A 25,944-nucleotide genomic window follows, 5' to 3' on the forward strand; every position below is an offset into this window, starting at 1 on the left:
CGCCTGGCGCGCGCCGCGCATCTGCGACAATAGCCGGCCGTTTCCCGCCGGCCACGCCCCTTGGCGCGCATCGACCAGACCCCGTTCCCCGCCGAGATCATCGACCTGTCCCATGACGGCCGCGGCGTCGCCCGCCGCGAGGGGGGCAAGACCGTGTTCGTCGCCGGCGCGCTGCCGGGAGAGCGCGTCATGGCGAAGCAGACGCGCCGCTCGCGCAACTTCGACGAGGCGGTCACCGTCGAGGTGCTCCAGGCCTCGCCCCATCGCGTCGAGCCGCGCTGCCCGCATTTCGGCACCTGCGGAGGCTGCGCGCTGCAACACCTCGATCCGCCGCAGCAGATCCTCGCCAAGCAGCGCGTGCTGGCCGAGAACTTCGAACGCATCGGCCACGTCACCCCGCGCCAGCTGTTGCCGGCGTTGACCGACCAGGCCTGGGGATACCGCCGCAAGGGGCGGTTCTCCGTGCGGCGGGTGGAGAAGAAGGACAAGACGCTCGTCGGCTTCCGCGAGCGCGACCCGCGCTTCGTGGCCGAGCTGTCCGAATGCCACACCGTCATCCCGCAGGTCGGCAGCCGCATCGAGGCCCTGGCCGCGCTGGTCGACGGGATGGACGGGCGCCGCGACATCCCCCAGATCGAGTTCATCGCCGGCGAGCCGGGCGAGGACTTCGACGGCGTGGCCCTGGTGTTCCGCCACCTGCAGCCGTTGTCGGAAGCCGACCGCCTGGCGCTGGTGGCCTTCGCGCAGGCGCAGCGCATGGCGGTGTTCCTGCAGCCAGGGGGCGTGGATTCGGTGCACCCGCTGTGGCCCGAAGCGCCCGGGCTTTCGTTTCGCCTCGAGCCTTGGGACCTCGACCTCGCGTTCCGACCGCTGGACTTCATCCAGGTCAACGCCGGACTCAACGCCGCGATGATCGCGCGCACGCTCGACCTGCTGGAGCTGCAGGGCGACGAGCGCGTGCTCGACCTGTTCTGCGGCCTCGGCAACTTCACGCTCCCGCTGGCGCGCGTCGCGCGCACCGCCGTGGGCGTGGAGGGCGATGCCGGGCTGGTGGCGCGCGCGCGGGAGAACGCCGCGCGCAATGGCCTGGGCAACGTCGAGTTCCACGCCGCCGATCTCGCGCAGGACCTGTCCGGGCTGCCGTGGATGCGCGCCGGCTTCGACAAGCTGCTGCTCGACCCGCCGCGCTCCGGTGCCGACGGCGTGCTGCGCCAGTTGCCGATGCAGGACCTCACGCGGATCGTCTACGTCAGCTGCCACCCGGCCTCGCTGGCGCGCGACGCCGGCTACCTGGTCAACGAGGCCGGCTGGACGTTGGACAGCGCCGGCGTCATGGACATGTTCCCGCAGACGGCGCACGTCGAGTCGATCGCGCTGTTCGTGCGCCGCTGACGGCCGCTGCAGGCCGCCTTGCGGCGTGAAGCGCCGCCCCGGCTGCGCCCTTACAATGCCTGCCTGCCGTCGCGCCGCCACCCCACGGGTCCGGCGCGGCGAATCGAAGCCGCGGGAGGAGCGGACATGCTCGTGATCGGCGTCGCCGACACCGAACTCAATGCGCAGGAGCGCGACTGGCTCCGGCACGAGGCCTGCGCGGGGGTGATCCTGTTCAAGCGCAACTTCGCGTCGCGCGCGCAGGTCGCCGAACTCTGCGCCGCCATCCGCGAGGCCGCGGCACACCCGCAGCTGGTCTGCGTCGACCAGGAAGGCGGCCGCGTGCAGCGATTCCAGGAGGGCTATAGCGCGTTGCCGCCGCTGGAGACCTTCGGCCTGGACTACGCCAACGATCCCGAGGGCGCGCTCGCACGCGCCCGCGAGCACGCCTGGCTGATGGCCAGCGAAGTGCGCGCCAGCGGCGTCGACCTCAGCTTCGCGCCGGTCGTGGACCTGGGTCGCGGCAACCTCGCCATCGGCAACCGCGCGTTTTCCCCGGACCCGCAGGTTGTGGCCGCGTTCACCCGCGCCTACGTGGCGGGCATGCACGACGCCGGCATGGCGGCCACGCTCAAGCACTTCCCCGGCCACGGCTCGGTGCTGGAGGACACGCACTTCGACGACGCGGTCGACGATCGCCCGATGTCGGCGTTGCACGCCGAGGACCTGGTGCCGTTCGCCGCGGGCATCGCGGCCGGTGCCGACGCCGTGATGCTGGCGCACGTGGTCTACCCGCAGGTCGCGCCGGAACCGGCCGGCTACTCGCGCTACTGGATCGAGCAGGTGCTGCGCCAGGAGATGGGCTTCGGCGGGGTGGTGTTCTCCGACGACATCGGCATGGCCGCGGCGTTTTCCGCCGGCGGCGTGAAGCAGCGCATCGACGCCCACCTCGACGCCGGTTGCGACGTCGTGCTGGTCTGCCATCCCGACCTGGTCGAGGACTCGCTCGCGGCGGTCGCCGGACGATCACTGGACACCGACGTGCTGTCGAGGTTCATCGCGCCGCAGGTGCCCGACTGGGATGGCCTGCAGCAGGACTCGAGGTATGCCGCCGCAAGATCCGCGGTGGTGCCCGCACCGGAGACGCCGGCATGAGCCAGCCCAGCCTGTCCGAAGCCCTGGCCACCGCCGAGTTGATCCACGACCGCGACACCCTCGAGGACGCGATCGAGGAAATGGCCGACGAGATCCGCGAAGACTACGACGACGGCGACACGCCGCTGTTCGTCACCATCATGCACGGCGGCATGCCGTTCGCGACGCAACTGGCGTTCGCGCTGGGCGAGCGCGGGCTGGACCTGGAATTCGACTACCTGCACGCCACCCGCTACCGCGGCCAGACCTCCGGGTCCGGCCTGGCCTGGCTGCATCGCCCGGCCACGCCGATGGAAGGCCGCCTGGTGCTGCTGGTCGACGACATCCTCGACGAAGGCCATACGCTCAAGGCCGTCATGAACTGGTGCGAGGACCAGGGCGCGCGCGAGATCCGCGTGGCGGTGCTGGCCGAGAAGGTGCACGACCGCTGCGTCGAGGGCGTCGAGGCCGATTACGTCGGCGTCGAGGTGCCGGATCGTTACGTCTTCGGCTATGGGATGGATTACAACGAGCAGGGGCGGAATTTGCCCGGGATCTATGCGCTGGGGGAGTAGGGGCTGACGCGCTCTTCAGGTTTCGGGCCGCGATTGACTAGCAGGGTGCGCGGGATTCGTTGAGGTTGCGGCTCGCGCAGGCAGAGGTCCGCGGGGCCAGTCATTTGAGTTGAGTCAGGTCCTTGCTGGGGCTTAATCAGATTCGCTTTTGAAGAGCGTTTCGCCTTCGGCGAGTTACTTTCTTTGTCTTGCCAAAGAAAGTAACCAAAGAAAGGCGTTTCCCCGACGGAGCAAACCTGCCAGCTGAATCGTCGCGGGGATTTTCCGACTCGCCATCCTGGCTCGGTCGGAAAACGGCGGCCATCCATGGCCGCCGCCCGTTGGGTCTGGAGACAGAAGTCCGGTTCGCCATCACCCCAGAGCGAAAAGCGAGTGCCACGGTCCCGATCTTGAACTGTTGTTGACCTAGTTCGTGCTCTTTGCCGTTGCCTTGGCTTTGGACTGGGGCTGGGACTGGGACTGGGACTTGGTTTTGGTTTTGGTCTTGGTCTTCACAGATGAAGAACTGTGACGAGATTTGGAGACCCGGAGGGCAGCGCGCATGGATGCGCGCTGTTTTTCGATCAGGGCATGGATGCCCTGTCGAAAAATCCCCGCAACAACGAAACCATTAGTTTGCTTCGTCGGGGAAGGCCCTTTTCTTTGGTTCGTTTCTTTTGGGCCAGCAAAAGAAATGAACTCGCCGAAGGCGAAACGCTTTGCTAGTCAGAGGCATCGCGACAGCGCACGCAGTTGGTCGCAAGCAACCACCGCAAGCAATCACCCCTTTGCGCCCACCCCACCCAAGCGATAGCGTGGCTCCCCATGCCAGCCGACACCCGCCCCCCCGCCATCGCCCTGATGGGTCCCACCGCGTCGGGCAAGACCGCGCTGGCCGTGGCGTGGGCCAGGCGGTTCGACGGGGAGATCGTCAGCGTCGATTCGGCGCTGGTTTACCGGGGCCTCGACATCGGTTCGGCCAAGCCCGATGCCGACGAACGCGGGGGCGTGCCGCACCACATGATCGATGTCCGCGACCCGTGGCAGGCCTGTTCGGCGGCGGAGTTCGCCAGCGAGGCCCGCGCCGCGGTCGACGGCATCCTCGCGCGCGGCCGCTTGCCCATCCTCGCCGGCGGTACCGGGCTGTACTTCCGCGCGCTGCTGCAGGGGCTGGCACCGATGCCCGACGCCGATCCCGAAATCCGCGCGGCGATCACCGCCGAGGCCGGGGCGCGCGGGTGGCCGGCATTGCATGCCGAGCTCGCGCGCGTGGACCCCGTCGCCGCGGCGCGCATCCACGCCACCGACCCGCAGCGCATCCAGCGCGCGCTGGAGGTCTACCGCCTGAGCGGTCGTCCGATCAGCCACTGGCAGCGGCACGCCGTGCCGGCGGACGCCTTCCCCTGTCGCGTCCTCAAGCATGTCGTCGCGCCGCTCGACCGCGCGGTGCTGCACGCGCGGATCGAACGCCGCTTCGACGCCATGCTCGCCGGCGGCTTCCTCGACGAGGTCCGCCGCCTGCGCGCGCTCCCGCAGCTCAAGGCACATCCGTCGCCGACGGAACTGCCTGCGATCCGCGCCGTCGGTTACCGCCAGGCGTGGGAGCACCTGGACGGCGCCGTGTCGCCAGAAGAATTCCGCGATCGCGCCATCTTCGCCACGCGCCAGCTCGCCAAGCGCCAGCTGACCTGGCTGCGCGGGCAGCTCGACGCGCGCTGGTTCGATCCCTCGACCGACGACGCGCGGCTGGACCGCGCCCTGGCGCTGTTCCTCGGCAATCCTGCCGGCTGAGCGGACGCGATGCGCAAAGCGCCACGGCCCGCACGCTCCCGGGCTGCCGCAGTTGTGTAAGATCGGGGCGTCGCCGCCGGGGAAGGGCGCGCGACGCGACGGGGTCCGTGCGAGGTCCGCCACCAAGGGCAATGCGCCCGCGGGGCAATTGGATCGCAGCGCATCGCCCGGGCCCGTCCTCCACCACAACAACAAACAAGTTGGGGAAACACCATGTCCAAGGGACAGTCCTTGCAGGATCCTTTCCTGAACGCGCTGCGGCGCGAGCGCGTGCCGGTCTCGATCTACCTGGTCAACGGCATCAAGTTGCAGGGCACGGTCGAGTCCTTCGACCAGTTCGTCATCCTGCTGCGCAACACCGTCAGCCAGATGGTCTACAAGCACGCGATCTCCACTGTGGTGCCCGCCCGCAACGTGCGCGTGGGGCCCGGCGGCGGCTACGTCCAGCCGACCGAGGGCGCCAGCGCCGGCAACGATGCCGACGGCGGCGACGCCGACGACGACGACCAGGACTAGGGGCCGGTAGCGAACCCCCCGGGCGAGACCCGCGCCGCGGGGCTTGCATTGCCGGGATTCGCCGCCATTTCAGGGGCCATGACCCGATCCCCGCTCCCCGCGCCAGGCGCCCGCGCCGGTGTTTGAACGTTCCCGCAAGGGCGAGAACGCCCTGTTGATCCAGCCGCACGCCGGTGGCCCGGTGGACGAGGGCGCGCTGGAGGAATTCTCCGACCTGGCGCGCTCGGCCGGCGCGGCCATCGCCACGGTGCTCACCGCGCGCATCGACAAGCCCAATGCCGCCACCCTGATCGGCAAGGGCAAGCTGGAGGAGGTCCGCGCTGCGGCGGACGCCACGGACGCCGACCTGATCCTGGTCAACCATCCGCTCTCGCCCAGCCAGGAACGCAACCTGGAGAAGGTGCTGGAGCGTCGCGTGGTCGACCGCACCGGCCTGATCCTGGACATCTTCTCGCAGCGCGCGCGCAGCCACGAAGGCAAGTTGCAGGTCGAGCTCGCCCAGCTGCGGCACATGGCCACGCGCCTGGTCCGCGGCTGGACCCACCTGGAGCGCCAGCGTGGTGGCGCCATCGGCCTGCGCGGCCCCGGCGAGACCCAGCTCGAGACCGACCGACGCCTGCTGCAGAAGCGCGTCGAGGCCCTGACCAAGCGCCTGGACAAGGTCGAGGTGCAACACGCCCAGCAGCGCCGCGCCCGCGTGCGCAGCGCGGTGCCGCGCGTCGCCCTGGTCGGCTATACCAACGCCGGCAAGTCGACCCTGTTCAACACGCTCACCGGCGCCGAGGCCTATGCCGACGACCGCCTGTTCGCCACCCTCGATCCCACCGTGCGCCGGCTTGAACTGGCGAGCGGGCCGATCGTGCTGGCCGATACGGTCGGCTTCGTGCGCGACCTGCCGCACGAACTCGTCGCCGCCTTCCGCTCCACGCTCAGCGAGGCGCGCGAAGCCGACCTGCTGCTGCACGTGATCGACGCCGCCGACCCGCAGCGCGCCGAACGCATCGAGCAGGTCGACGCCGTGCTGGCCGACATCGGCGCCGACGAGATCCCCCAGCTGCTGGTCTACAACAAGCTCGACCGCGTCGAAGGCGCCCAGCCGCGCCACGAGCAGCCCGGCGGCGACGACCCCGACGCCATTGCCCGCGAACGCGTCTGGATCTCCGCCCGCGACGGCACCGGCCTGGACCTGCTGCGCAATGTCCTGGCCACCCGGCTGGGCCTGCGCCGCGTGCAGGCCGAACTGCGCCTGCCGACATCGGCCGGCCGCCTGCGCGCGCGCTTGCACCAGCTCGACGCGGTGCGCGAGGAGTCGCAAGACGAGGACGGCTGGCGGATGGACATCGACCTCGCCCTCGCCGACGCCGCCCGCCTGGCCGCCCAGGACGACGGCGCCCCGATCCGCGCGTTGCTGCCGGAACCCGTGGACATCGACTGACCCGAGCCCCTCTCCCACGTGCGGGACAGGAGCCTCTCTCCATCGTGCGCGACACGAGCCCCTCTCCCGCGTGCGGGAGAGGGGTTGGGGTGAGGGCGCTTTCCGTCACGCACCCGCAAAGCCAACATCGACCCGCCACCGCAACCGGAGCGTTGCTTCCTGCGCCCGGGCCCCCACCTTGTAAACTGTGCGTCCGCCGTGCCCCCCGGGGCCCGCGACCCTCGCGTCAGATCCACCGCCCCCACTGGAGCAGGCATGGCCTGGAACATCCCCGGCAAGAAATCCAACGGCAACGGCTCCGGCCAGCCCCCGAAGAACCCCTGGCCGCCCCCGCGTCGTGACGGCGGGCGGCGTGGCGGCGGCGGTGGCGCCTTCGATGGCATCGCCGACACCCTGCGCAACCTCTTCGGCGGTGGCGGCGGCGGCCCGCTGCGCTGGATCGCGGTCCTGCTGGTGGTCTGGCTGGTGTTCAACGTCTTCGTGCTGATCGGCGAGCAGCAGCGCGGCGTGGTCCTGCGCTTCGGCCAGTACGCGCGCACCATGCAGCCGGGCCCGCACTTCAAGCTGCCCTGGCCGCTGGAGCGGGTGATCAAGGTCGACGCCACCAGCGTGCGCACCTTCAGCAACACCGTGCCGGTGCTGACCCGCGACGAGAACATCGTCATCGTCTCGTTCAACGTGCAGTACCGCGTCGGCGACCCCGAGCAGTTCCTGTTCGGCACCCGCGACGCCGACGAGGTGCTGCAGCAGACCGCCCTGTCCACCGTGCGCGAGCAGATCGGCCGCTCGACCCTGGACACCGCGCTCAACGCCCGCGGCCCGTTGTCGGTCGCCGCCAAGACCGCGCTGCAGGCCTCGCTGGAGGCCTATCGCACCGGCCTGGTGGTCACCGAGCTCAACCTGCAGGACGCGCGCCCGCCGGAGGAGGTCAAGCCGGCCTTCGACGACGTCAACAGCGCCCAGCAGACCAACGAGCGGCTGGTCAACGAGGCCCGTGCCTACGCGGCCAAGATCGTGCCCGAGGCCCGCGGCGCCGCCGCCCGCGCGCGCACCACCGCCGACGGCTACAAGGCCGCGTCGGTCGCCCGCGCCACCGGTGACGCCACCCGCTTCAACCTGCTGCTCGACGCCTACCGCAACGCGCCCGACGTCACCCGCAAGCGCCTGTGGCTGGAGACCGTCGAAGACGTGCTGGCCGAGAACCGCAAGGTCGTCGGTGGCGACGGCCGACAGCTGATCTACGTGCCCATGCAGGGCGGGCAGGGCGGCGCGATGCCCTCGCCGATGTTGACCCCCGAGGTGATGGGCGCGGTGCAGGCCACCGAGGACCCGGCCCCCGCCCGCAACACCCCGCGCCCGACCCGTGACGGAGCCCGCCGATGAGACTCAACCTGCTCGCCCCCCTGGTCGCCGTGGTGCTGGTCATCCTGCTCGGCTCGGTCTACGTCGTGCGCGAGGGCCAGACCGGCCTGGTGCTCAACCTCGGCCGCATCGCCCGCACCAACATCGGCCCCGGACTGCACTTCAAGATCCCGCTGATCGAGAGCGCGCGCGTGTTCGACAAGCGCTTCACCGCCAACGCCTTCTCGCCGGAGCGCTACCTGACCTCCGAGCGCAAGGACGTCAGCGTCGACTTCGTCGCCATCGGCTACATCGAGGACGTCACCGCGTTCTACCGCGCCACCGGCGGCGACGAGTCCCTGGCCACCGACCGCCTGGCGCCGATCATCAAGGATTCCCTGCGCAACGAGATCAACTCGCGCACGCTGACCAAGCTGGTCTCGGGCAACCGCAACGAGATGATCGAAGGGCAGCTGGCCGGCATCAACGAAGGCGCCTCGACCCTGGGCGTGCAGATCGTCGACATCCGCTTCAAGCAGATCGAGCTGCCCACCGACAGCGAGGTCATCAGCCAGGTCTACGACCGCATGCGCGCCGAGCGCCACCAGGTGGCCAGCCGGCTGCGCGCCGAGGGCGAGGAGCAGGCGCGGATCATCCGCGCCGAGGCCGACCGCGAGCAGACGGTGCTGATCGCCGAGGCCGAGCGCGACGCGCAGAAGCTGCGCGGCGAAGGCGACGCCGAGGCCGCGCGCATCTACGGCGACGCCGCCCAGCGCGACCCCGCGTTCTACGCCTTCCAGCGCAGCCTCGAGGCCTACCGCAAGACCTTCGCCGACGGCGACGCGGTGGTGGTGCTGGAGCGCAACGACCCCTTCCTGCAATACCTGCGCAGCGACCGTTGAGCAGGGCCGGGGGGTCCCGCGGGATGGGCGTGATGGCGGGGGCAGGGGCGTGAACGACCTCTGGGCCGCCCTGTGCCTGGTCGCCGTGCTCGAGGGCCTGTTCCTGTTCGCGGTGCCCGGCGCGTGGAAGCGCGCCGTGGCGCAAATGCTGGAGATGCCCGACCGCCAGGTCCGCGTGATCGGCGCCATCGTCCTCGGCCTGGGCCTGGTCTCGCTGTATTTCGTGCGCAGCTGAAGCCCGCCTGCGATCCGGTCGCGGCCACTGGCCGCGACCCCCCGAAACCCGGATAATGCACAAAAGCCGGATGGGCCCACCCGCACGCGGGGGGACCACCGGCTTTTTCCGTGACTGCGCCCCGGGCGCGCGCCACGGACGCCCACGGGCCCGGCAGCGGGTGCGGGGCGGCCCCCAACAACAACGCGGGAGTCGGTGATGGGTCAGTCAGTGGTGGTGCTTGGCGCGCAATGGGGCGACGAGGGCAAGGGCAAGATCGTCGACCTGCTGACGACCGACATCGGCGGCGTCGTCCGCTTCCAGGGCGGCCACAACGCCGGCCATACCCTGGTCATCAACGGCAAGAAGACCGTGCTGCACCTGATCCCGTCCGGCATCCTGCGCGAAGGCGCGCTGTGCCTGATCGGCAACGGCGTGGTCCTGCACCCCGGCGCCCTGCAGAAGGAAATCGGCGAGCTCGAGGCCACCGGCGTCGAGGTGCGTTCGCGGCTCAAGATCAGCCCGGCGACGCCGGTGATCATGCCGTACCACGTCGCCCTGGACCAGGCGCGCGAGAAGGCCGCCGGCGGCAAGGCCATCGGCACCACCGGGCGCGGCATCGGCCCGGCCTACGAGGACAAGGTCGCCCGCCGCGGCGTGCGCGTGGCCGACCTGTGCTACCCCAACGAGCTGGCCGAGAAGCTGCGCGGGGTGATGGAGTACCACAACTTCGTGCTGACCAAGTTCCTCGGCGGCGAGGCAGTCGACTACCAGCAGACCCTCGACGAGGCGTTGGCCTTCGGCGAATACATCGACCCGATGAAGTCCGACGTCGCCGGCATCCTCCATGAGCTGCGCAAGCAGGGCAAACGCGTGCTGTTCGAAGGCGCGCAGGGCTCCCTGCTCGACATCGACCACGGCACCTATCCCTACGTCACCTCCAGCAACACCACCATCGGCGGCGCCCTGGCCGGCGCCGGCGTGGGCGCGGACGCGATCGACTACGTGCTCGGCATCGCCAAGGCCTACGCCACCCGCGTCGGCGGCGGCCCGTTCCCCACCGAGCTGCACGACGACATCGGCCAGGCCCTGCGCGACAAGGGCCAGGAATACGGCGCCACCACCGGCCGCCCCCGCCGTTGCGGCTGGATGGACATCGTCGCGCTCAAGCGCGCCGTCGCCATCAACGGCATCTCCGGCCTGTGCATCACCAAGCTCGACGTGCTCGACGGCATGGACACGCTGAAGATCTGCATCGCCTACGAGTACCGCGGCAAGCGCACCGAATACGCGCCGCTGGACGCCGCCGGCTGGGACGAATGCACCCCCGTGTACCTGGAGTTCCCCGGCTGGGACGAGAACACGCACGGCATCACCGAGTGGGACAAACTCCCCGCCGCCGCCCGCGCCTACCTCCGCGCCCTCGAAGAACTCGCCGGCTGCCCCCTGGCCATCGTCAGCACCGGCCCCGACCGCGACGCCAACATCGTCCTGCGGGATCCCTGGGCCTGAAGCCTGAGTCTGTCGCTTGAACCCCTCTCCCGCTCGCGGGGTGAGGGCGCATGGCTTGCGCGCCACTGGCGCGCATGCGCCCGAACGCCTGCGCCGCTGGCGCAGGCCGGGGCGCGGAGCGGGGGCAGGGGTGAGGGCAGCCCGCACACCCGGAAGATGGCGCGCTGCCCCGCATCCCGCGCCAGCCCCCTCTCGACACCCTCCAAGCGCCACGCATCCCCCTTCCCACGACTCGCAACACCTCCCCAGCAACACGCAACCCCTCCACCGTGACACGCGACCCTCCGCCAGCGACACGAAAGTCCCCGCAACCCGCACGCGACACCTCCAGGGCGACAACCGACTCCCGGAAACCCCCACGCATGCCCCCGCGCACCCCACGCGAGTCCCCCACGACCCCATGCATGCCCCCGCCCCGGACTCCGGACAAACAAAAAGCCGCATCGCTGCGGCTTTCTGCTTAACGATTGGCGAAAAAAGCGGCATTCACCGCTTCGCCGCCGGCATGGGTGGCCCCGGCTCAGCCGCCAGCCCACCCCGCGCCGGCACCCATCACGCCGCGACCCGCGCCACCAGCCGCGGCCCCTTGGCGAAGCGCGAGCCCAGCTCCTTGCGCAGCGCCTCCAGGCCCTGGTTCTTGCCCGACACCTTGAGCAGGCCGTAGCCCTCCAGCGCCAGGCTCATCACGTCGCTGCCCAGCGCCGCCTCCGAATCCACCGCCCGCTCGGTCAGCCGCTGCAGCCGCAGCAGGCGCGGGCGCAGCCGGTCGATCGCCAGCAGGTCGGCCTGCCCCTCGGCCAGCTTCAGGCTGGCCGGCACGATCTGCGGGTTCTGCGCCAGCACCCCCAGCGTCTGCCGGCAGAACGCCTCGGACTTCTGCCCCATCCGCGCCATCCGCCGGCGCTCCACGCCATTCAATGCCACCAGCCCCGCCAACTGCGTTTCCAGCGCCGTCAGCGCCGCATCGATCGCCGTCAACTGCGCATCGCTCAGGGTCATCGACACCATGTTCTTGCTCACGTCATGCTCCATGCATGGATCGGCGGGGAAGCGCAGGCAGGCTGCCAGCGGGGTCCGCGCCGTGCCCGACCCTCGGGTCGGAGCGGGGGTACTTTGCCGGGTCAGGTAGGTGAACAGGCTCGGGAATCCGCGCGTCGCGATGTAGGAAAAATCCGATTCGAAGGCGGCGCGTGGCCGGCGGGTAATTTCCTGCCCGGTGACACCCGCATTCCGCGTCCAGTGCCGGTCTCCATCCCTGAGACGCTGCGGGGGTAGGGTGTGCTTGGAGGCTCCCATGCCCACCGAGCAACGCCGGTTCCACCCAGTCGACGAGACCTGCGACGGCCAGTGCACCCGGACCGCGATCGCGTTGTGCCTGGACTCGCCGGTCGCCTGGTCGATGACGCCCGCGCAGATCGCGGTGTTCCAGCAGCTCTGCAGCCTGCAGATCGAAGCCGGCGGCCCGCATTCCCTGTTGCCCAACGTCATCGCCGAACTGCTGGCCCTGGCCCGGCGCCCTTGGTGGGACGCGGGCGTGGCGGGCCTGCCCGACGAGCGACCCGCGCCCATGGCGTGACTGCGCGGACCCGTCGCGCACCGCCCCGGCGCCACATCAAACAAGACCATGCCCCCACGCGCCAGCCCATCCCGCCCGGTGGGCCGGCGCGCCGGGTGCCGACTATGATGACCAACCAGGGGGAACACCGATGACCGTACTGACCGACCGCGTCACCCGGGCCGTGGACTACGCCCGCATCGCCCACGCCGCCCAGGTGCGCAAGGGCAGCCAGATCCCGTACCTCTACCACCTGCTCGGCGTCGCCAGCCTGGTGCTGGAGTTCGGCGGCAATGAGGACCAGGCTATCGCCGGCCTGCTGCACGACGCCGTCGAGGATTGCGGCGCGGCCCATGAAGCCCTCATCCGCGCCCAGTTTGGTGACGCCGTCGCCGACATCGTCATGGATTGCACCGACGGCACCGCCGAGGGCAAGGCGAGCCACGCCGATGCCGAGGCCAAGCGGCGCGACTGGACGGCGCGCAAGCAGGCCTACCTAACGCACTTGGCCCAAGCCTCCAACGACACGCTGCTGGTCTCGGCCTCCGACAAGCTGCACAACGCGCGGGCCATCGTGCAGGACCTCGAGGACCCAAACGTGGGGCAGGCGGTGTTCGACCGATTCAAGGCTGGTCGCGACGGTACCCTTGGTTACTACGAGTCGCTGGTTCGCATCTTCCTCGCGCGCGGCGTGAAGGTGGCCCCGGTACTGGATGCAATGGTGAATCGGATGCATGAGCTCGCGGGCGCTGCCACCCGTCAACCGCTGGCGGCGACTTAGCAGCGCCGTGTTGCAGCGTCCGGTCAGTGATGTAATCCCACAAGCGCATACCTCGCCGGATGCGCCTGCAAGGGGAGGCATGACGTATTCTTTCCGGACGGCGCGGGCACCTTGGGGGCGGCCCGTGGCACAAGGAGGCGCATCGTGCAATTGACGCCGGAACAGCGGGCAAGGGAATGCATCGATTCGCTGCTGACTGCCGCAGGGTGGGCGGTCCAGTCGATGGACGATTTCAATCGCAATGCGGCCGAAGGGGTCGCCGTGCGCGAGTTCCACACCACCGCAGGCCCCTGCGACTACCTCCTGTTCGTGCGAGGGATGGCCTGCGGCGTCATTGAAGCGAAGAGGCTCGGCAAGACGCTGAGCGGCGTCGCCGAGCAGGCGTCGCGCTACCTGGCAGCGTTGCCGGACCACGTCAAGTGCTGGGATGGCGGTCTCCGGTTTGATTACGAATCCACAGGGGAGGAAACCTATTTCCGTGACAACGCCGATCCGACAGCCCGGTCACGGCGCGTGTTTGCCTTTCATCAGCCCGCCACGCTGCGATCTTGGCTGGAAGAGAACCCGACGTTCCGCGCGCGCTTGCGCCAGATGCCGCCGCTGGACCCAGCTGGCCTGCGCGATTGTCAGGTCGACGCCATCATCGGCCTGGAAGCCTCACTGGCCAAGGACAAACCCCGCGCGCTGATCCAGATGGCCACTGGTGCGGGCAAGACCTTCACTGCCTGCACCTTCAGTTGGCGGCTGCTCAAGCACGCCAGGGCCCGCCGCATCCTGTTTCTGGTCGACCGCAACAACCTCGGTGACCAGACCCTCAAGGAGTACCAGAACTACGATCCGCCTGGCTCCGGTCGCAAGTTCGTACAGACCTACATCGTCCAGCACCTGCACGGCAATCGCATCGACCCCGACGCCAAGGTGGTGATCACCACCATCCAGCGCCTCTACGCCATGCTGCGTGGCGAAGAATTGGACGAGTCGAACGAGGAGCGCTCTGCCTTCGAGACCTGGAGCAATGAGGATGGCGAACTGCGCCCCGTTGCCTATAACCCCGCCATTCCCATCGAGACCTTCGATGTCATCGTCACCGACGAGTGTCACCGATCGATCTATGGCCTGTGGCGACAGGTCCTGCAGTACTTTGACGCCCACCTGATCGGTCTCACCGCCACGCCCAGCAAGCACACGCTGGGATTCTTCAACAGCAACCTCGTCGCCGAGTATCCCTACGAGCAATCGGTCGTGGATGGCGTCAACGTAGGCTTTGAGGTCTTCCGTATCCGCACCCGCGTTGGCGACGAGGGTGGCGTAGTGGATGCCAATTTCCACGTGCCCGTACGCGACCGACGAACGCGTGCAATCCGCTACAAGCAAATCGATGAAGACCTGCCCTATACCCGGCAGGAGCTGGATAGCTCGGTCACGGTGCCGAACCAGATCCGCGCCGTGCTGCGCTGCTACAAGGACAATCTCTTCACCGAGCTGTTCCCCGGTCGCACCGGTCAGTGGGTGCCCAAGACCCTGATCTTCGCTAAGGACGACAACCACGCCGAGGAGATTGTGCACGCCGTGCGCGAGGTCTTCGACGCGGGCAATGACTTCGCGAAGAAGATCACCTACCAGACCAGCGAGAAGCCCAAGGAATTGATCGCTGCCTTCCGTGTCGACCCCTTCCCGCGCATCGCTGTCACCGTCGACATGATCGCTACCGGCACCGACATCAAGCCGGTCGAATGCCTGATCTTCATGCGCGACGTGAAGTCCGAAGGGTATTACGAGCAGATGAAGGGCCGCGGCGTGCGCAGCGTCAAGGACGCCGACCTCAGGCAGGTCACGCCCGACGCGCAGACCAAGACGCGCTTCGTGCTGATCGATGCCGTCGGCGTCACCGAGGGCAAGAAGAGCATCAGTCAGCCGCTGGAACGAAAGCGCACGCTGGCCTTCGACAAGCTCATCGACCAGATCGCCCAGGGTCGGCGCGACGAGGACGCCATCTCCAGCCTCGCCGCCCGCCTCGCGGCGCTGGACCGGCAGATCGACGACGAAGATCGCCAGCGCATCGCCAACGCGGCGCAGGGCACCTCGCTCAAGGCGCTGGCGAGCCGTCTGCTGAAGGCCATTAGCCCGGACATCATCGAGGCCGAGCTGATCGAGCGTCATGGCAGCGCCGAGGCTGCCACCCCCGAGCAAGTCAAAGCCGTAGAGACGGAACTACGGGACGACGCCTGCCAACCACTGGACAGCGCCGAGCTGCGCAACCTGATCAAGGCGATCAAGAAGAAGACCGACATCGTTATCGATGAGCTGACCACGGACGAAGTCACCACCGCTGGCTACGACCTCAAGCAGGCTGAAAAGCGCACCACGACCTTCCGCGAGTTCATCGAGGCGAACAAGAACGAGCTGCTGGCGCTACAAATCCTTTACAGCCAGCCTTACCCGAAGCGCCGCCTTACCTATCAGAGCATCAAGGAGCTGGCTTCAAGCTTGGCCGACCCACCGCACCACCTCACCACGGCGGATGTCTGGCAAGCCTACAAGCGGCTGGAGGCGTCGCTCGTGCGCGGCGCCCCCAGCGACAAGGTGCTCACCGATATCATTTCGCTGGTGCGCTTCGCCACCGGCCAGGCTGATGTGCTGGAGCCCTATGCGGCCCGCGTCGAGCAGAAATTCAACCTGTGGATCGGCCGCCAGAAGAAGGCGGGCCGCGACTTCAACGAGGATCAGATGAACTGGCTACGTGCCATCAAGGAATATCTCGCCGCCAATGTGGAGATCGGGCCCGCCGACCTAATGCGCGATCACCCGTTCACGGAGTGGGGTGGTGTGGTGGCTGCGCGCAAGCTGTTCGGGAATGAGTTGAACGGGATGTTGGATGATCTGACGGAGGCGCTGGCGGCATGACGGATGAACTGCCGCCCGGATGGGAGCTAGCGACCGTTGGTGATGTGGCTCATTTTGTCCGAGGCGTTACCTATTCGAAAGAACACGCAAAGAAGGCCCCGGCGCCAGGTTTGGTGGGCATACTGCGCGCGACCAACATCGGTGATGGATTGAACTTCGACGATCTTGTTTTCGTCCCCGAACGTTTCGTTTCCGATGAGCAGATAGTGCGCGATGGCGACGTTGTGCTCGCGATGTCGAGTGGCAGCAAGAGTGTTGTCGGCAAGGCCGCAATCGCCAGATCGCCCCAGCGTTGCGGTTTCGGTGCGTTCTGTGGGGTCATCCGCCCATCCCAGGCAATCGTTCCGTCGCTGCTCGCCTATTACTTCCAAACCAAGGCGTACCGCAATGCGGTTTCGGAAGTGTCGAAGGGCTCGAACATCAACAATCTGAAAGCGGGGCATATCCTGGAGCGTCCGCTGCCTATTCCGCCGGCAGGAGAACAGCAGCGCATCGCGTCCAAAATCGACGAACTCTTCAGCCGCATCGACGAAGGCGAGCGTGCGCTGGAGCGGGTTTCGATACTGGTGGAACGCTACCGCCAGGCCGTCCTCAAGGCCGCCGTCACCGGCGAACTCACGCGCGCGTGGCGCGAGAAGAACAAGGACACGCTGGAATCCGGCGTGGCCCTGCTCGCCCGCATCCTCACCGCCCGCCGCGAAGCCTGGGAAAAGGCCGAGCTGGAGAAGATGAAGGCCAAGGGCATAAAGCCTGCCAACGACAAGTGGAAGGAGAAGTACAAGGAACCAGCGGCGCCAGACACGGCGGGCCTGCCCGATTTGGCGCAAGGTTGGACGTGGGCTTCATTGGATCAGATTGCCGCCCCCGAGAAGTACGCAGTTACCGATGGTCCGTTTGGCTCGAACCTGAAAACGGAGCACTACACGGATAGCGGGCCGCGTGTAGTTCGACTTCAGAACATCAAGGACGGCGTCTTCTCCGATGTTCATGCGCATATCTCGCGCGCTCATTTCGACCGGCTAAAGAAGCATCATATCTTTGCTGGAGACCTGTTGATTTCGGCACTGGGCGAATCACTCCCAAGGGTCTGCTTGGTGCCTCCAGACCTTGGGCCAGCGATCGTGAAGGCCGACTGTGTCAGATTTAAGACTAGCCCTCTTGTGGTTTCTGAGTGCGTGATGGCCTTCCTGAACTCCCCGCCATCTCGCAAGAGAACCAAGACCATCATCCATGGCGTGGGGCGCCCTCGGCTCAACCTCAAGGAGATTCGTGCTCTTGTAGTCCCAGTCCCCCCAGAGGCTGAGCAGCAGGCCATTGTGGATCAGATCAGAACTCAAGTCGGATCAGTAGAACAACTTCTCGCAGAGACACTCAGGTTTGCGGCGCAGGTGGCGGCCGTTCGGCAATCGACATTGAGCCAAGCCTTCCGTGGACGACTAGTGTCACAAGATCCGGTCGACGAGCCTGCCTCGCTCCTCCTGGAGCGAATTGCCGCCGAACGCGGCGCAAACACCAGCGCGCCAAAGAGTGGCCGCAAGAAGAAGACCACAGCATGAGCAACGACTACAGCTCCCTCGTTTCCAAGGTTTGGAACTACGCCCACGTCCTGCGCGATCAAGGCATCAGCTACGGCGACTACGTCGAGCAGATCACCTTCCTGCTGTTCCTCAAGATGGACCAGGAGCGCAGCGACCTGCTGGGGGAGGCGTCCATCATTCCGGCCAAGTGGCGCTGGGATAGGCTGGCGCAGCTGTCGGGCGACGACTTGGAACTCCAGTACCGCCATGCGTTGGAGGCGTTGGCCAAGGAAAAGGGCCTGATCGGCACCATCTTCCGCAAGGCGCAGAACAAGCTGACCGATCCGTCCAAACTCAAGCGTGTGGTCTCGCTAATCGATGCGGAGACGTGGATCGGCATCGGCGTAGACGTGAAGGGCTCGATCTACGAAGGTCTGCTGGAGAAGAACGCCGCCGAGGTGAAGTCCGGCGCGGGCCAGTACTTCACGCCGCGCCCGCTGATCGACGCCATGGTCAAAGTCATCGACCCACGCATCGGCGAGACCGTGCACGACCCGGCCTGCGGTACCGGCGGCTTCCTGCTGTCAGCCTACGACCACATGAAGGTGCAGTCGCAGGATCGCGCCCAGCAGCGCAAGCTGCGTGAGCACTCGCTGAGCGGCACCGATATCGTCGACGAGGTCGTGCGCCTGTGCGGCATGAACCTCTATCTGCACGGCATCGGCAACGGTGAATCGCCGATCCGCTCCGGCGACGCGCTGGCCAACGACCCCGGCGAGCGCTACGACGTCATCCTGACCAACCCGCCCTTCGGCAAGAAGAGCAGCTACAAGGTCATCGGCGAAGACGGAGGGGTGAACACCGAACGCGAGGACTACGAGCGCGAAGACTTCAAGTTCACCACGGGCAACAAGCAGCTCAACTTCCTCCAGCACATCATGACGGTGATGGAGTCCACCGGCCGCGCCGGCGTCGTGCTGCCCGACAATGTGCTGTTCGAGGCCGGCAGTGCCGGCGAAGGCATCCGCAAGCGCCTGCTGGAGCAGTTCGACTTCCACACCCTGCTGCGCCTGCCCACCGGCATCTTCTACGCCCAAGGCGTGAAAGCGAACATCCTGTTCTTCGACAAGCATCCACCCCGCGCCGATGGCAAGCCCAACACCAAGGCGCTGTGGATCTATGACCTGCGCACCAACCAACACTTCACCCTGAAGAAGAGCCCTCTGAAGGCAGCCGACCTCGACGACTTCATCGCCTGCTACGCCGCTGGCAACCGCAGCAAGCGCCAGGAAACCGACCGCTTCAAACACTTCGACGTCGCGGATCTACTCAAGCGAGACAAGCTGAACCTAGACATCTTCTGGCTCAAGGACGACAGCCTCGACGACGTCGACAGCCTTCCTCCGCCCGATGTAATTGCGACGGAGATTGTCGATAACCTTCAGGCGGCGTTAGAGGCATTCCAGAGCGTGGCTGATGAACTGGCAGTTGAGCCGGAGGACAAATGATCAGGACGCTTCTGACCAACAGGAATAGCCACGGAGACTTTATTCGACACGCGTTGCTATCGGCGGGAGAGGCGGGCGAGCCCGTTTATATTGCCTCTGCATTTTTTACGGATCATGCGGTGCTGCGCGAGATAGCCTTTAAGAGCAAGCAGGTTCGTTTAGTAGTGCGCCTAGGTTTTCCAACTTCGCCAAAAGCTCTAAAGGAAGCGATGGACGACCGGAACGTGGATGTTCGTTTTTTCACTGACGCGACATTTCACCCCAAGCTGTACGTCTTCGGAAGCCGGGTAGCGTTCGTAGGTTCAGCAAACCTAACCGGGTCGGCCGTTCTATCCAACCAGGAAATCATGGTTGCGATTGATTGCGAGGACCATAGATTCATCGATCTTTCGACGCTTTTCGGCGAGTACTGGAGTCAGGCTTCCGTACTCGATCCGGAAGCGCTCGATAAGTACCGAGCTGTGTATGAAGCGCACAAAAAGTTGGATGACCAGGTGTCGCAGTTTGATCGCGCCGTAGGGGAGTCGCTGGGCAACGTAAGGTTTGAAAACATTGATCGGGGGAGAGTGTCAAAGTCCAAAGAGAACATCTTCGTCGAGGGGTACCGCAAGGTCTACCAAGAAACAGTGTCGGCGTTTCGTGCGATCCGCGAAGAATTCGAAGCAGATGGGAGAAGGAAGGTTGCAGAAGATCGACTGCCGCTCCGGTTGGAAATCGACTCATTTTTCAGCTTCGTCCGCGACCATATCGCTAAGGGGGAAACGTGGGCCGAGAGGCCCGTTGGGTGGAATGCTGACAGACAGGACGAGTTGAGGAAGGCCTTGGATCAGTGGCATGCGACTACTTGGCCCCACCTCGAAACCAGAATCGTAGAGACGAACTACCCGCGGCTATTGAAGGTCTTCGGGGCGCCGAAGACGATCAGGGAAGCTTCGGACGATGCGTTGTTCGACGCGCTCCTGACGCTTCATTCCTTCCACGATAGCCTTCGCTTTCATGCTGGGGGCATACCGGGCCTTCGGAAGGCATTTATTGGCGGTAACGACCCTAGAGTCGTGCGTGAGTGTCTCGCCTATCTCGTTCATGGAGAAGACGAGTTGGTGCAGCGGATGGCGAATGTGTTGTATGGCGCGGTTGAGAAGCCTAGTGCGTTCGGTCAGGCGAATGTGCAGGAACTAATCGGGTGGCACAACAGGGAAGATTTGCCCGTGATCAATGGAAGGACCACAAAGATTCTTCGTTATTTCGGCTTTGCTGTCAGGCAGCTGTAGACCACTCCCGAACGTAACAGGTTTAACTGAACCCAAGCCTCCACCAGCACAATGATGTACCGGCGAGAATGGTGTCAGGGACAATTTCCGAAGCGATGACGGTCGCGGTGCTGGAGCTGTTGGAGCGCGGCGGCGCGACGGTGGTGCAGCGCTGAGCCGAGTGACCCGTAACGGCGAGGGTTGCGCTGCTGACGAGGTTTACCCCCGGCAACACCTCGGGACCCGGCACTGACGTTGCGAAGGCGCCGGATTGTCGGGGGAGGAGGGCGTCTCCCTGCCGCGATGGCGCCATTGCAGCGCTTTCCCCGGGGACTTGAATCTGCCCTAGACTCGCCGATTCGGGCCGGGGGGGTGCGACGATGAGCAGGGACGTTCACGGGGCCGCGCAAGGTCCGCAGCCCGACACGCCGGACCCGGTCGAGATCGCCATGCGCGAGGTCAACGCCGGCGCGCCCGAAGACAGCCTGGCGGCGGCGGTGTTGCGCAGGCACGCGCGCCTGATAGACGCGCAGATCGCGGGCGAGCGGATGGGCCTGGCGCTCAAGGTCCTGACCGCGGCAGTCGGTCTCGTCTTCGCGGTTGCGCTGAAGAAAAAGGGGACGGAGGTAATTAACGTGGCGCGGCCCATTCGTGGCATTTCGCCCTTGGAGATGCCGAGCCCGACCACGTGAAAGCCACGTGAGGCCGTGCGCGAAGGCGACCTTAAACTTTCGCGTCTGACCCAGGGGATTCCAGACGCCATGACCGAAGTCGCCGCCGTCCACACCACCGAGCAGGACGCCGCCGCCGCGGCGCGCGACCTCGGGCAGCAGGTCACCCGGCAGCTCGACGGGGCGCCGGATGCGTTGATCCTGTTCGCGTCCTCGGCCTTCGATTTCTCGGTGCTGCTCGAAGGCCTGCAGGCCGCGTGCAGCCCGGTGTTGCTGGTCGGCTCGTCGTCGGCCGGCGAGTTCACCCACGGCACGGCGGGCACCGGCACGGCCAGCGCGCTGGCGATCCGTTCGCAGCACCTGAAGTTCTCGGTCGGCGTCGGCCACGGCATCAGCCGCGACGGGCGCGCGGCCGCGCGCGAACTGGTGTCCGGCTTCCAGGGCCTGGACGGCGAGCATCCCTACCGCGCGGCGCTGGTGATGAGCGATGCGCTGGCCGGCCACGCCGAGGCGCTGGTGGAGGAGCTGACCCTGCGCACCTCCGGCCGCTACGTGCTGGCCGGCGGCGGCGCCGGCGACGACGCGCGCTTCCTGCGCACCCACGTCTTCCATGGCACCCAGGCGCACACCGACGCCGCGGTGGCGCTGGAGATCCTCAGCGACAAGCCCATCGGCGTGGGCGTGGGCCACGGCTGGCAGCCGGCCAGCGCGCCGCTGCGCGCCACCGAGGTCGACGGCATGCGCCTGGTGGGACTCAACGGCCAGCCGGCGGTGGAGGCCTTCGAGGCGCACGCCCGCGAGCAAGGCCAGGCCTTCGACCACGCCGATCCCTTGCCGTACTTCCTGCACAACATCCTCGGCATCGATACCGGCGAGGGCTATCGCCTGCGGGTGCCGCTGGCGGTGCACGAGGACGGCAGCATCACCTGCGCGGCGGAGATCCCGGAACACGCGCGGGTGCACATCATGAGCAGCTCCAGCGAGTCGGCCGCGCTGGCGGCGGCGCGCGCCACCGAGAGCGCGGTCGCGGCGCTCGACGGCCATGCGCCCGGGGCGGCGATGTTCTTCGACTGCGTGGCCACGCGCCTGCGGCTGGGCGCGCAGTTCGAGTTCGAGCTCGACGAGGTGGTCGAGCGGCTGGGCGACGCGCAGATGGTGGGTTGCAACACCTACGGCCAGATCGCGCGCGCCGAGGGCCAGTTCAGCGGGTTCCACAACTGCACGGCGGTGGTGCTGGTGATCGCCCGCTGACATGGAGGCCACCGCGCCCGTGGATGCGAGCGCCGTCGCCTGGGCCTGCCGCCTGGCGCAGGAGACCGGGCGCGCGCAGGCGTTGGACGCGTTCGCGCGGGAAGCCGGTGCCGAGGGCGGGCTGTTGCTGGCGCGGGATGACGACACCGGGGTGATGTTGCCGGTGCGCGGCGTGCGCCAGACGCTGCCGCGCGGCGAGGGCTGGCGCGGCCTGCTGCAGGCGCTGCGCGACGCAGGCACGCGGCGCTGCGAGGTGGAGGACCTGGCCGGTGGCGGCACGCAACCGGTGCTGGCCCATTCCAACGGGGCGGTGGCCCTGGTGCTGGTCGGCGGCCAGCCCGACCCCGGTGCGTTGGCCCCGCTGGAACCGTTGTGGGAACTGGTTGCGGCCGCGGTGGCGGGCGAGCAGCGCGCGCGCGCGCTGGCCGGGGAATTGCGCACCGCGCGCAGCGAGATGCGCCAGTTCGCCGCCCAGGCCCAGACCCTGGACGAGACCCGGCTGAAGCTCGACGGCACGGTGCGGCAGCTGGGCGAACAGGCGCGCCGCGCCGAAGAGGCCGGGCGCGCCAAGGACGAATTCCTGGCCATGCTCGGCCACGAGCTGCGCAACCCCTTGTCGCCGATCGTGATGACCCTGGAAGTGCTGCGCATGCGCGGCGACTGGCGCCCGGAACTGGACGTGGTGAAGCGCCAGGTCCACCACATGCAGCGCCTGGTGGAGGACCTGCTGGACGTCTCGCGCATCGCGCGCGGCCAGCTCACCCTGGACAGCGCGTTGCTCGACCTGGGCGACGTGCTGGTGCTGGCGCGCGAGGCCGGCCCGCAGTGGTCGCGCAAGCAGCAGCGCCTGCGCTGGAAGGTGCCCGGTTCCGGCCTGCCCGTGCTGGGCGACCGTGCCCGCCTGGTGCAGGTGTTCACCAACCTGCTCGACAACGCCGCCAAGTACAGCGGCGAGGGCGCCGAGATCCGCGTGGAGGCCGAGGCCTTGCAGGACGCGGTGCGCGTGTCCATCCACGACCAGGGCATCGGCCTGGAACCGGAACAGCTGGAGCGGGTGTTCAACATGTTCGAGCAGGGCCACCGCACGCCGTCCGGCGGCACCGGCCTGGGCCTGGGATTGGCGATCGTGCGCAACCTGCTGCGCCAGCATGGCGGGCGGGTCTGGGCCGAGAGCGAGGGGCCGGGGAAGGGCAGCGTGTTCCGCGTGGAATTGCCACTTGCCCCGCGCATCGATGACGACGAAAAGTCCCAGGCGGAGTCCCGGCCCAAGCTCGCCGACGCCCCGGCGCGGGTGCTGGTGGTGGACGACAACGCCGACGCGCTGACCACCACGGCCCTGCTGCTGCGCATGAGCGGTTGCGCCGTGCTGAGCGTGCTCAGCGGGGAGGAAGCGCTGGCGCAGGCCCCCGCGTTCGCGCCCGACGTGGCGGTGCTGGACATCGGCATGCCCGGGATGGACGGGCTGACCCTGGCCCGCCGCCTGCGCGAGGACCTGGGACCGGAGGCGCCACCGCTGGTGGCATTGACCGGATTCGGCCAGCCGTCCGACCGCGAGCGCGCCGAGGCCGCGGGCTTCGATGCATTCCTGGTCAAGCCGGTGAATCCCGCGCACCTGCACGAGACCATCCGCAGCCTGACCGAAAGTGAGGGCGGCGACGGCGACGCGGCCGGGTCGGGCTGACCGGTCGCGCGATCCCCGCTCTCAGTCGCGGCACCTCAAATCTTTTCCTGGGCAGGAGCGTGCCGGCAAGCGTTGGCTGGTCGCTGCGGTCCGCTAGTCGGGCAGCGCCCTGATCGCCTCCACGTGCCGCGGCTCGATCAATCCGCCGGCGTGCAGGTTGTAGTGGACGTCGACCTCCAGGCCTGACTGGTCCAGCCAGTCCAGGAACCACCGCGACAGCGGCACCGATTCGGGCGGGGGCGGGGTGCCGGCATCGACGGCGTAGAGGAAGGCCGTGGTGTAGAGGAAGCGCTGCCGGGGCAGGTAGACGACGGTGAAGCCTTCGGCCTTGGGGTTGCCGGCGGGCAGTTCGATCAGGCGCACTTCCATGCGCTCGTCGGCGATGGTTTTCTCACCGCCGTAGACCTCGACCTTGGGCGTCGGGACCGGCGATCCGGCCAGTGTCGCCAGGCGATGGGGTGCGGCGAGGGCGTGGCGCGCGGCCTGCAGGACGGGTGCGGTGGCCACCAGCGTGGCGCCTTCGCGCACCAGCGGGCGCAGGCCCCCGATGTGGTCGCCGTGGTGGTGGGTCAGGACGAGGTAGCGCACCGGCTTGCCGGGCGCGGCCTGTGCGGCGGCGCGCAGCAGCTTCTCGCCGAGCGCGTCGACGCTGTCGCCGGGCGAGCCCCACAACGGCGGGATCTGCTGGATGTCGTGGAAGCCGGCGGGCGCGTCCACCACCAGCAGGAAGTCGTCGAATTCGATGATCGGGGTGCGGAAGCCCGGGCGCAGGCCCTGGACCATGTGCACGCCAGGCACGACCTGCTCGATGCGCGGCGGCCGCGTGCCGGCGGGAGGCAGGTCGGCGAGGCGGCGCAAGGTGTCCGGCGCAGCGCCGACGTTGGCGCCTTCCGGCGGCAGGAGCGCGGCGGAATCGGTGGCGAAGCGCACCTGCAGCGTCGCCTGCTTCAGTGGGCGCCCGTTGAGCCAGGCAGCGAACGAGGTGGGCACCTGCACCCCGTCGACCTGCCGATAGTCGCCCCAGCGATAGTCGACCTGGCTGTCGCCCAGCACCGGCATCGCGATGACGGCCGACGCCCCGCAGACCAGGTGCGTGCCGCGGTCGAGGTGCACGACCAGGCGCTGGCCGGCGGCGGTGGCGTAGTCGACGGACTCCGCGTCGCAGTCGCGGAAGCGTCGGGCGGGGGCCATGCGCAGCGTGGCGCGTTGCCGCGCGGCGTCGCGAAGCAACAGGTGCGGCAGGTAGCGGCGATAGCGGTCCTTGGCATCGTCGGTGAGGGTGAAGGGGAGGTGGCTGCCGTGGCCGGCGCGCAGGTCGACGAACAAGGGGCCGGCGTCGTGGATCTCGCGTAGCGACTGCCGCGAGCCGGCGTAGTTGTAGGCGTCGACGTCGTAGGCCACGGGGCCGTCGGCGGAGGCGATGCTGATGCGCTCGCGGATCGGCGTCCACTCCGTGGCCTCGAAGCGGCGGCCCTGCACGCGCGTGGCGAGGTCGTAGCGGCCGGTCAGCGTGACTTCGACCTGGCGCGCGAAAACGTCCTCGTGCGCGGCGCCATGCGCCGCCAGGGCACGCGCGACCAGGTCGGCGGCCTGTTGGAACCGGGCGACTTCCTCCGCGGCCCGCACCGCGGGCGTCGTTGCGACGGCAAGCAGGCTGGCGAGCGCGGCGGCGGCAGTCTTGCGATCCATCGTCGTTCTCCTTCCGGGCAATGGCGCGATGCCGCATGGCGCGGGCACACGGCACGGGCCAGTGCAACCGCATCCCTTGCGCCGCGAAAGTGCCGTAAGTCCCGCAGGTGGAACCAGGCAACGGAAGGAACCAGGATGCATGCGGAAGCCTTCACTTCTTCGTTCCGGTTACCCTCCGGATGATCGAGGACGCGATCGGTGCAACCGGCGTTGGCTCGCTTCGCGCATGTGGCTCCATTGCGACCTTGCAAGATCGACCGCATGACGAGGAATATTTCAGCGTCTGCCGCACCTGCGACCTTTCGCTGCTGCGAGGCATCCCTGTCAGTGGTGCATCCTGTTTGCTCGCGCGGGTGAGTCGCGGAAG

General features: G+C 67.7%; 21 protein-coding genes. 19 read left to right on the forward strand and 2 right to left on the reverse strand.

From position 1 onward, the window contains the following. Positions 1-60: 60 nt before the first annotated feature. The 10 genes from rlmD (at position 61) to ABD970_RS06940 (ending at position 10,770) form a co-directional block, all read left to right on the forward strand. Positions 61-1,392, forward strand: a complete 1,332-nt coding sequence (gene rlmD, locus ABD970_RS06895) for a 23S rRNA (uracil(1939)-C(5))-methyltransferase RlmD (protein ID WP_345294775.1) — start codon at positions 61-63, stop codon at positions 1,390-1,392. Positions 1,393-1,518: 126 nt separating this feature from the next. Beyond that, positions 1,519-2,526, forward strand: a complete 1,008-nt coding sequence (nagZ, locus tag ABD970_RS06900; protein WP_345294776.1) for a beta-N-acetylhexosaminidase — start codon at positions 1,519-1,521, stop codon at positions 2,524-2,526. Then, positions 2,523-3,080, forward strand: a complete 558-nt coding sequence (locus ABD970_RS06905) for a hypoxanthine-guanine phosphoribosyltransferase (protein ID WP_345294777.1) — start codon at positions 2,523-2,525, stop codon at positions 3,078-3,080. Before nagZ ends, ABD970_RS06905 begins: the two co-directional genes overlap by 4 nt. Before the next feature lie 804 nt (positions 3,081-3,884). Next, complete coding sequence (gene miaA, locus ABD970_RS06910) at positions 3,885-4,850, forward strand: tRNA (adenosine(37)-N6)-dimethylallyltransferase MiaA (protein WP_345294778.1); 966 nt, start codon at positions 3,885-3,887, stop codon at positions 4,848-4,850. A 213-nt stretch (positions 4,851-5,063) separates the two neighbouring features. Next, positions 5,064-5,366 (forward strand): RNA chaperone Hfq, encoded by a 303-nt coding sequence (gene hfq, locus ABD970_RS06915; protein WP_345294779.1) that lies wholly within the window; start codon positions 5,064-5,066, stop codon positions 5,364-5,366. 118 nt (positions 5,367-5,484) lie between these two features. Next, on the forward strand, positions 5,485-6,801 hold the full coding sequence (gene hflX, locus ABD970_RS06920) for a ribosome rescue GTPase HflX (RefSeq protein ID WP_345294780.1): 1,317 nt from the start codon (positions 5,485-5,487) through the stop codon (positions 6,799-6,801). Positions 6,802-7,056: 255 nt separating this feature from the next. Continuing rightward, positions 7,057-8,184 carry an FtsH protease activity modulator HflK gene (hflK, locus tag ABD970_RS06925; RefSeq protein ID WP_345294781.1) on the forward strand — a complete coding sequence of 376 codons (1,128 nt, stop codon included), beginning with the start codon at positions 7,057-7,059 and terminating at the stop codon, positions 8,182-8,184. Next, entirely contained in the window at positions 8,181-9,044 is an 864-nt protein-coding gene (gene hflC / locus ABD970_RS06930; RefSeq protein WP_345294782.1) for a protease modulator HflC, read from the forward strand. Before hflK ends, hflC begins: the two co-directional genes overlap by 4 nt. Before the next feature lie 49 nt (positions 9,045-9,093). Then, positions 9,094-9,279, forward strand: coding sequence for a DUF2065 domain-containing protein (locus ABD970_RS06935; RefSeq protein WP_345294783.1), 186 nt, complete (start codon positions 9,094-9,096; stop codon positions 9,277-9,279). Between the two features lie 198 nt (positions 9,280-9,477). Then, complete coding sequence (locus ABD970_RS06940) at positions 9,478-10,770, forward strand: adenylosuccinate synthase (protein ID WP_345294784.1); 1,293 nt, start codon at positions 9,478-9,480, stop codon at positions 10,768-10,770. 552 nt (positions 10,771-11,322) lie between these two features. Here the strand turns inward: ABD970_RS06940 and ABD970_RS06945 are convergent. Continuing rightward, on the reverse strand, positions 11,323-11,790 hold the full coding sequence (locus ABD970_RS06945) for a hypothetical protein (RefSeq protein ID WP_345294785.1): 468 nt from the start codon (positions 11,788-11,790) through the stop codon (positions 11,323-11,325). Positions 11,791-12,064: 274 nt separating this feature from the next. On the opposite strand from ABD970_RS06945, the gene ABD970_RS06950 reads away from it, so the two are divergent. From ABD970_RS06950 to ABD970_RS06990, 9 genes are all read left to right on the forward strand, one after another. After that, positions 12,065-12,346: a hypothetical protein gene (locus ABD970_RS06950; RefSeq protein ID WP_345294786.1), complete on the forward strand. Its 282-nt coding sequence runs from the start codon at positions 12,065-12,067 to the stop codon at positions 12,344-12,346. Positions 12,347-12,476: 130 nt separating this feature from the next. After that, a complete protein-coding gene (locus tag ABD970_RS06955) occupies positions 12,477-13,106 on the forward strand; it encodes an HD domain-containing protein (RefSeq protein WP_345294787.1) in 630 nt (209 codons plus the stop codon). Positions 13,107-13,250: 144 nt separating this feature from the next. Further along, positions 13,251-16,010 carry a type I restriction endonuclease subunit R gene (locus tag ABD970_RS06960; protein ID WP_345294788.1) on the forward strand — a complete coding sequence of 920 codons (2,760 nt, stop codon included), beginning with the start codon at positions 13,251-13,253 and terminating at the stop codon, positions 16,008-16,010. Further along, positions 16,007-17,566, forward strand: a complete 1,560-nt coding sequence (locus ABD970_RS06965) for a restriction endonuclease subunit S (protein WP_345294789.1) — start codon at positions 16,007-16,009, stop codon at positions 17,564-17,566. The genes ABD970_RS06960 and ABD970_RS06965 overlap by 4 nt, the downstream gene beginning before the upstream one ends. Next, positions 17,563-19,035 carry a type I restriction-modification system subunit M gene (locus ABD970_RS06970; protein ID WP_345294790.1) on the forward strand — a complete coding sequence of 491 codons (1,473 nt, stop codon included), beginning with the start codon at positions 17,563-17,565 and terminating at the stop codon, positions 19,033-19,035. Before ABD970_RS06965 ends, ABD970_RS06970 begins: the two co-directional genes overlap by 4 nt. Next, positions 19,032-20,306, forward strand: a complete 1,275-nt coding sequence (locus ABD970_RS06975) for a phospholipase D family protein (protein WP_345294791.1) — start codon at positions 19,032-19,034, stop codon at positions 20,304-20,306. Before ABD970_RS06970 ends, ABD970_RS06975 begins: the two co-directional genes overlap by 4 nt. A 359-nt stretch (positions 20,307-20,665) precedes the next feature. After that, positions 20,666-20,977 carry a hypothetical protein gene (locus ABD970_RS06980; RefSeq protein WP_345294792.1) on the forward strand — a complete coding sequence of 104 codons (312 nt, stop codon included), beginning with the start codon at positions 20,666-20,668 and terminating at the stop codon, positions 20,975-20,977. Between the two features lie 69 nt (positions 20,978-21,046). Next, positions 21,047-22,207, forward strand: coding sequence for an FIST signal transduction protein (locus ABD970_RS06985; RefSeq protein WP_345294793.1), 1,161 nt, complete (start codon positions 21,047-21,049; stop codon positions 22,205-22,207). A 1-nt stretch (position 22,208) separates the two neighbouring features. After that, on the forward strand, positions 22,209-23,888 hold the full coding sequence (locus ABD970_RS06990) for a hybrid sensor histidine kinase/response regulator (protein ID WP_345294794.1): 1,680 nt from the start codon (positions 22,209-22,211) through the stop codon (positions 23,886-23,888). 93 nt (positions 23,889-23,981) lie between these two features. Here the strand turns inward: ABD970_RS06990 and ABD970_RS06995 are convergent, their stop codons facing one another. After that, entirely contained in the window at positions 23,982-25,577 is a 1,596-nt protein-coding gene (locus ABD970_RS06995; protein WP_345294795.1) for an MBL fold metallo-hydrolase, read from the reverse strand. Positions 25,578-25,944: the final 367 nt, after the last annotated feature.

This window comes from Luteimonas vadosa, assembly GCF_039543545.1.
Classification (GTDB): domain Bacteria; phylum Pseudomonadota; class Gammaproteobacteria; order Xanthomonadales; family Xanthomonadaceae; genus Luteimonas; species Luteimonas vadosa.

Coding starts and splice junctions, on each gene's coding strand:
- ABD970_RS06940 (WP_345294784.1), top strand. CDS start 9,478: ATGGGTCAGTCAGTGGTGGTGCTTGGCGCGCAATGGGGCGACGAGGGC.
- hfq (WP_345294779.1), top strand. CDS start 5,064: ATGTCCAAGGGACAGTCCTTGCAGGATCCTTTCCTGAACGCGCTGCGG.
- ABD970_RS06965 (WP_345294789.1), top strand. CDS start 16,007: ATGACGGATGAACTGCCGCCCGGATGGGAGCTAGCGACCGTTGGTGAT.
- miaA (WP_345294778.1), top strand. CDS start 3,885: ATGCCAGCCGACACCCGCCCCCCCGCCATCGCCCTGATGGGTCCCACC.
- ABD970_RS06970 (WP_345294790.1), top strand. CDS start 17,563: ATGAGCAACGACTACAGCTCCCTCGTTTCCAAGGTTTGGAACTACGCC.
- ABD970_RS06955 (WP_345294787.1), top strand. CDS start 12,477: ATGACCGTACTGACCGACCGCGTCACCCGGGCCGTGGACTACGCCCGC.
- hflK (WP_345294781.1), top strand. CDS start 7,057: ATGGCCTGGAACATCCCCGGCAAGAAATCCAACGGCAACGGCTCCGGC.
- ABD970_RS06980 (WP_345294792.1), top strand. CDS start 20,666: ATGAGCAGGGACGTTCACGGGGCCGCGCAAGGTCCGCAGCCCGACACG.
- ABD970_RS06905 (WP_345294777.1), top strand. CDS start 2,523: ATGAGCCAGCCCAGCCTGTCCGAAGCCCTGGCCACCGCCGAGTTGATC.
- ABD970_RS06990 (WP_345294794.1), top strand. CDS start 22,209: ATGGAGGCCACCGCGCCCGTGGATGCGAGCGCCGTCGCCTGGGCCTGC.
- ABD970_RS06995 (WP_345294795.1), bottom strand. CDS start 25,577: ATGGATCGCAAGACTGCCGCCGCCGCGCTCGCCAGCCTGCTTGCCGTC.
- ABD970_RS06950 (WP_345294786.1), top strand. CDS start 12,065: ATGCCCACCGAGCAACGCCGGTTCCACCCAGTCGACGAGACCTGCGAC.
- ABD970_RS06985 (WP_345294793.1), top strand. CDS start 21,047: ATGACCGAAGTCGCCGCCGTCCACACCACCGAGCAGGACGCCGCCGCC.
- nagZ (WP_345294776.1), top strand. CDS start 1,519: ATGCTCGTGATCGGCGTCGCCGACACCGAACTCAATGCGCAGGAGCGC.
- ABD970_RS06975 (WP_345294791.1), top strand. CDS start 19,032: ATGATCAGGACGCTTCTGACCAACAGGAATAGCCACGGAGACTTTATT.
- hflC (WP_345294782.1), top strand. CDS start 8,181: ATGAGACTCAACCTGCTCGCCCCCCTGGTCGCCGTGGTGCTGGTCATC.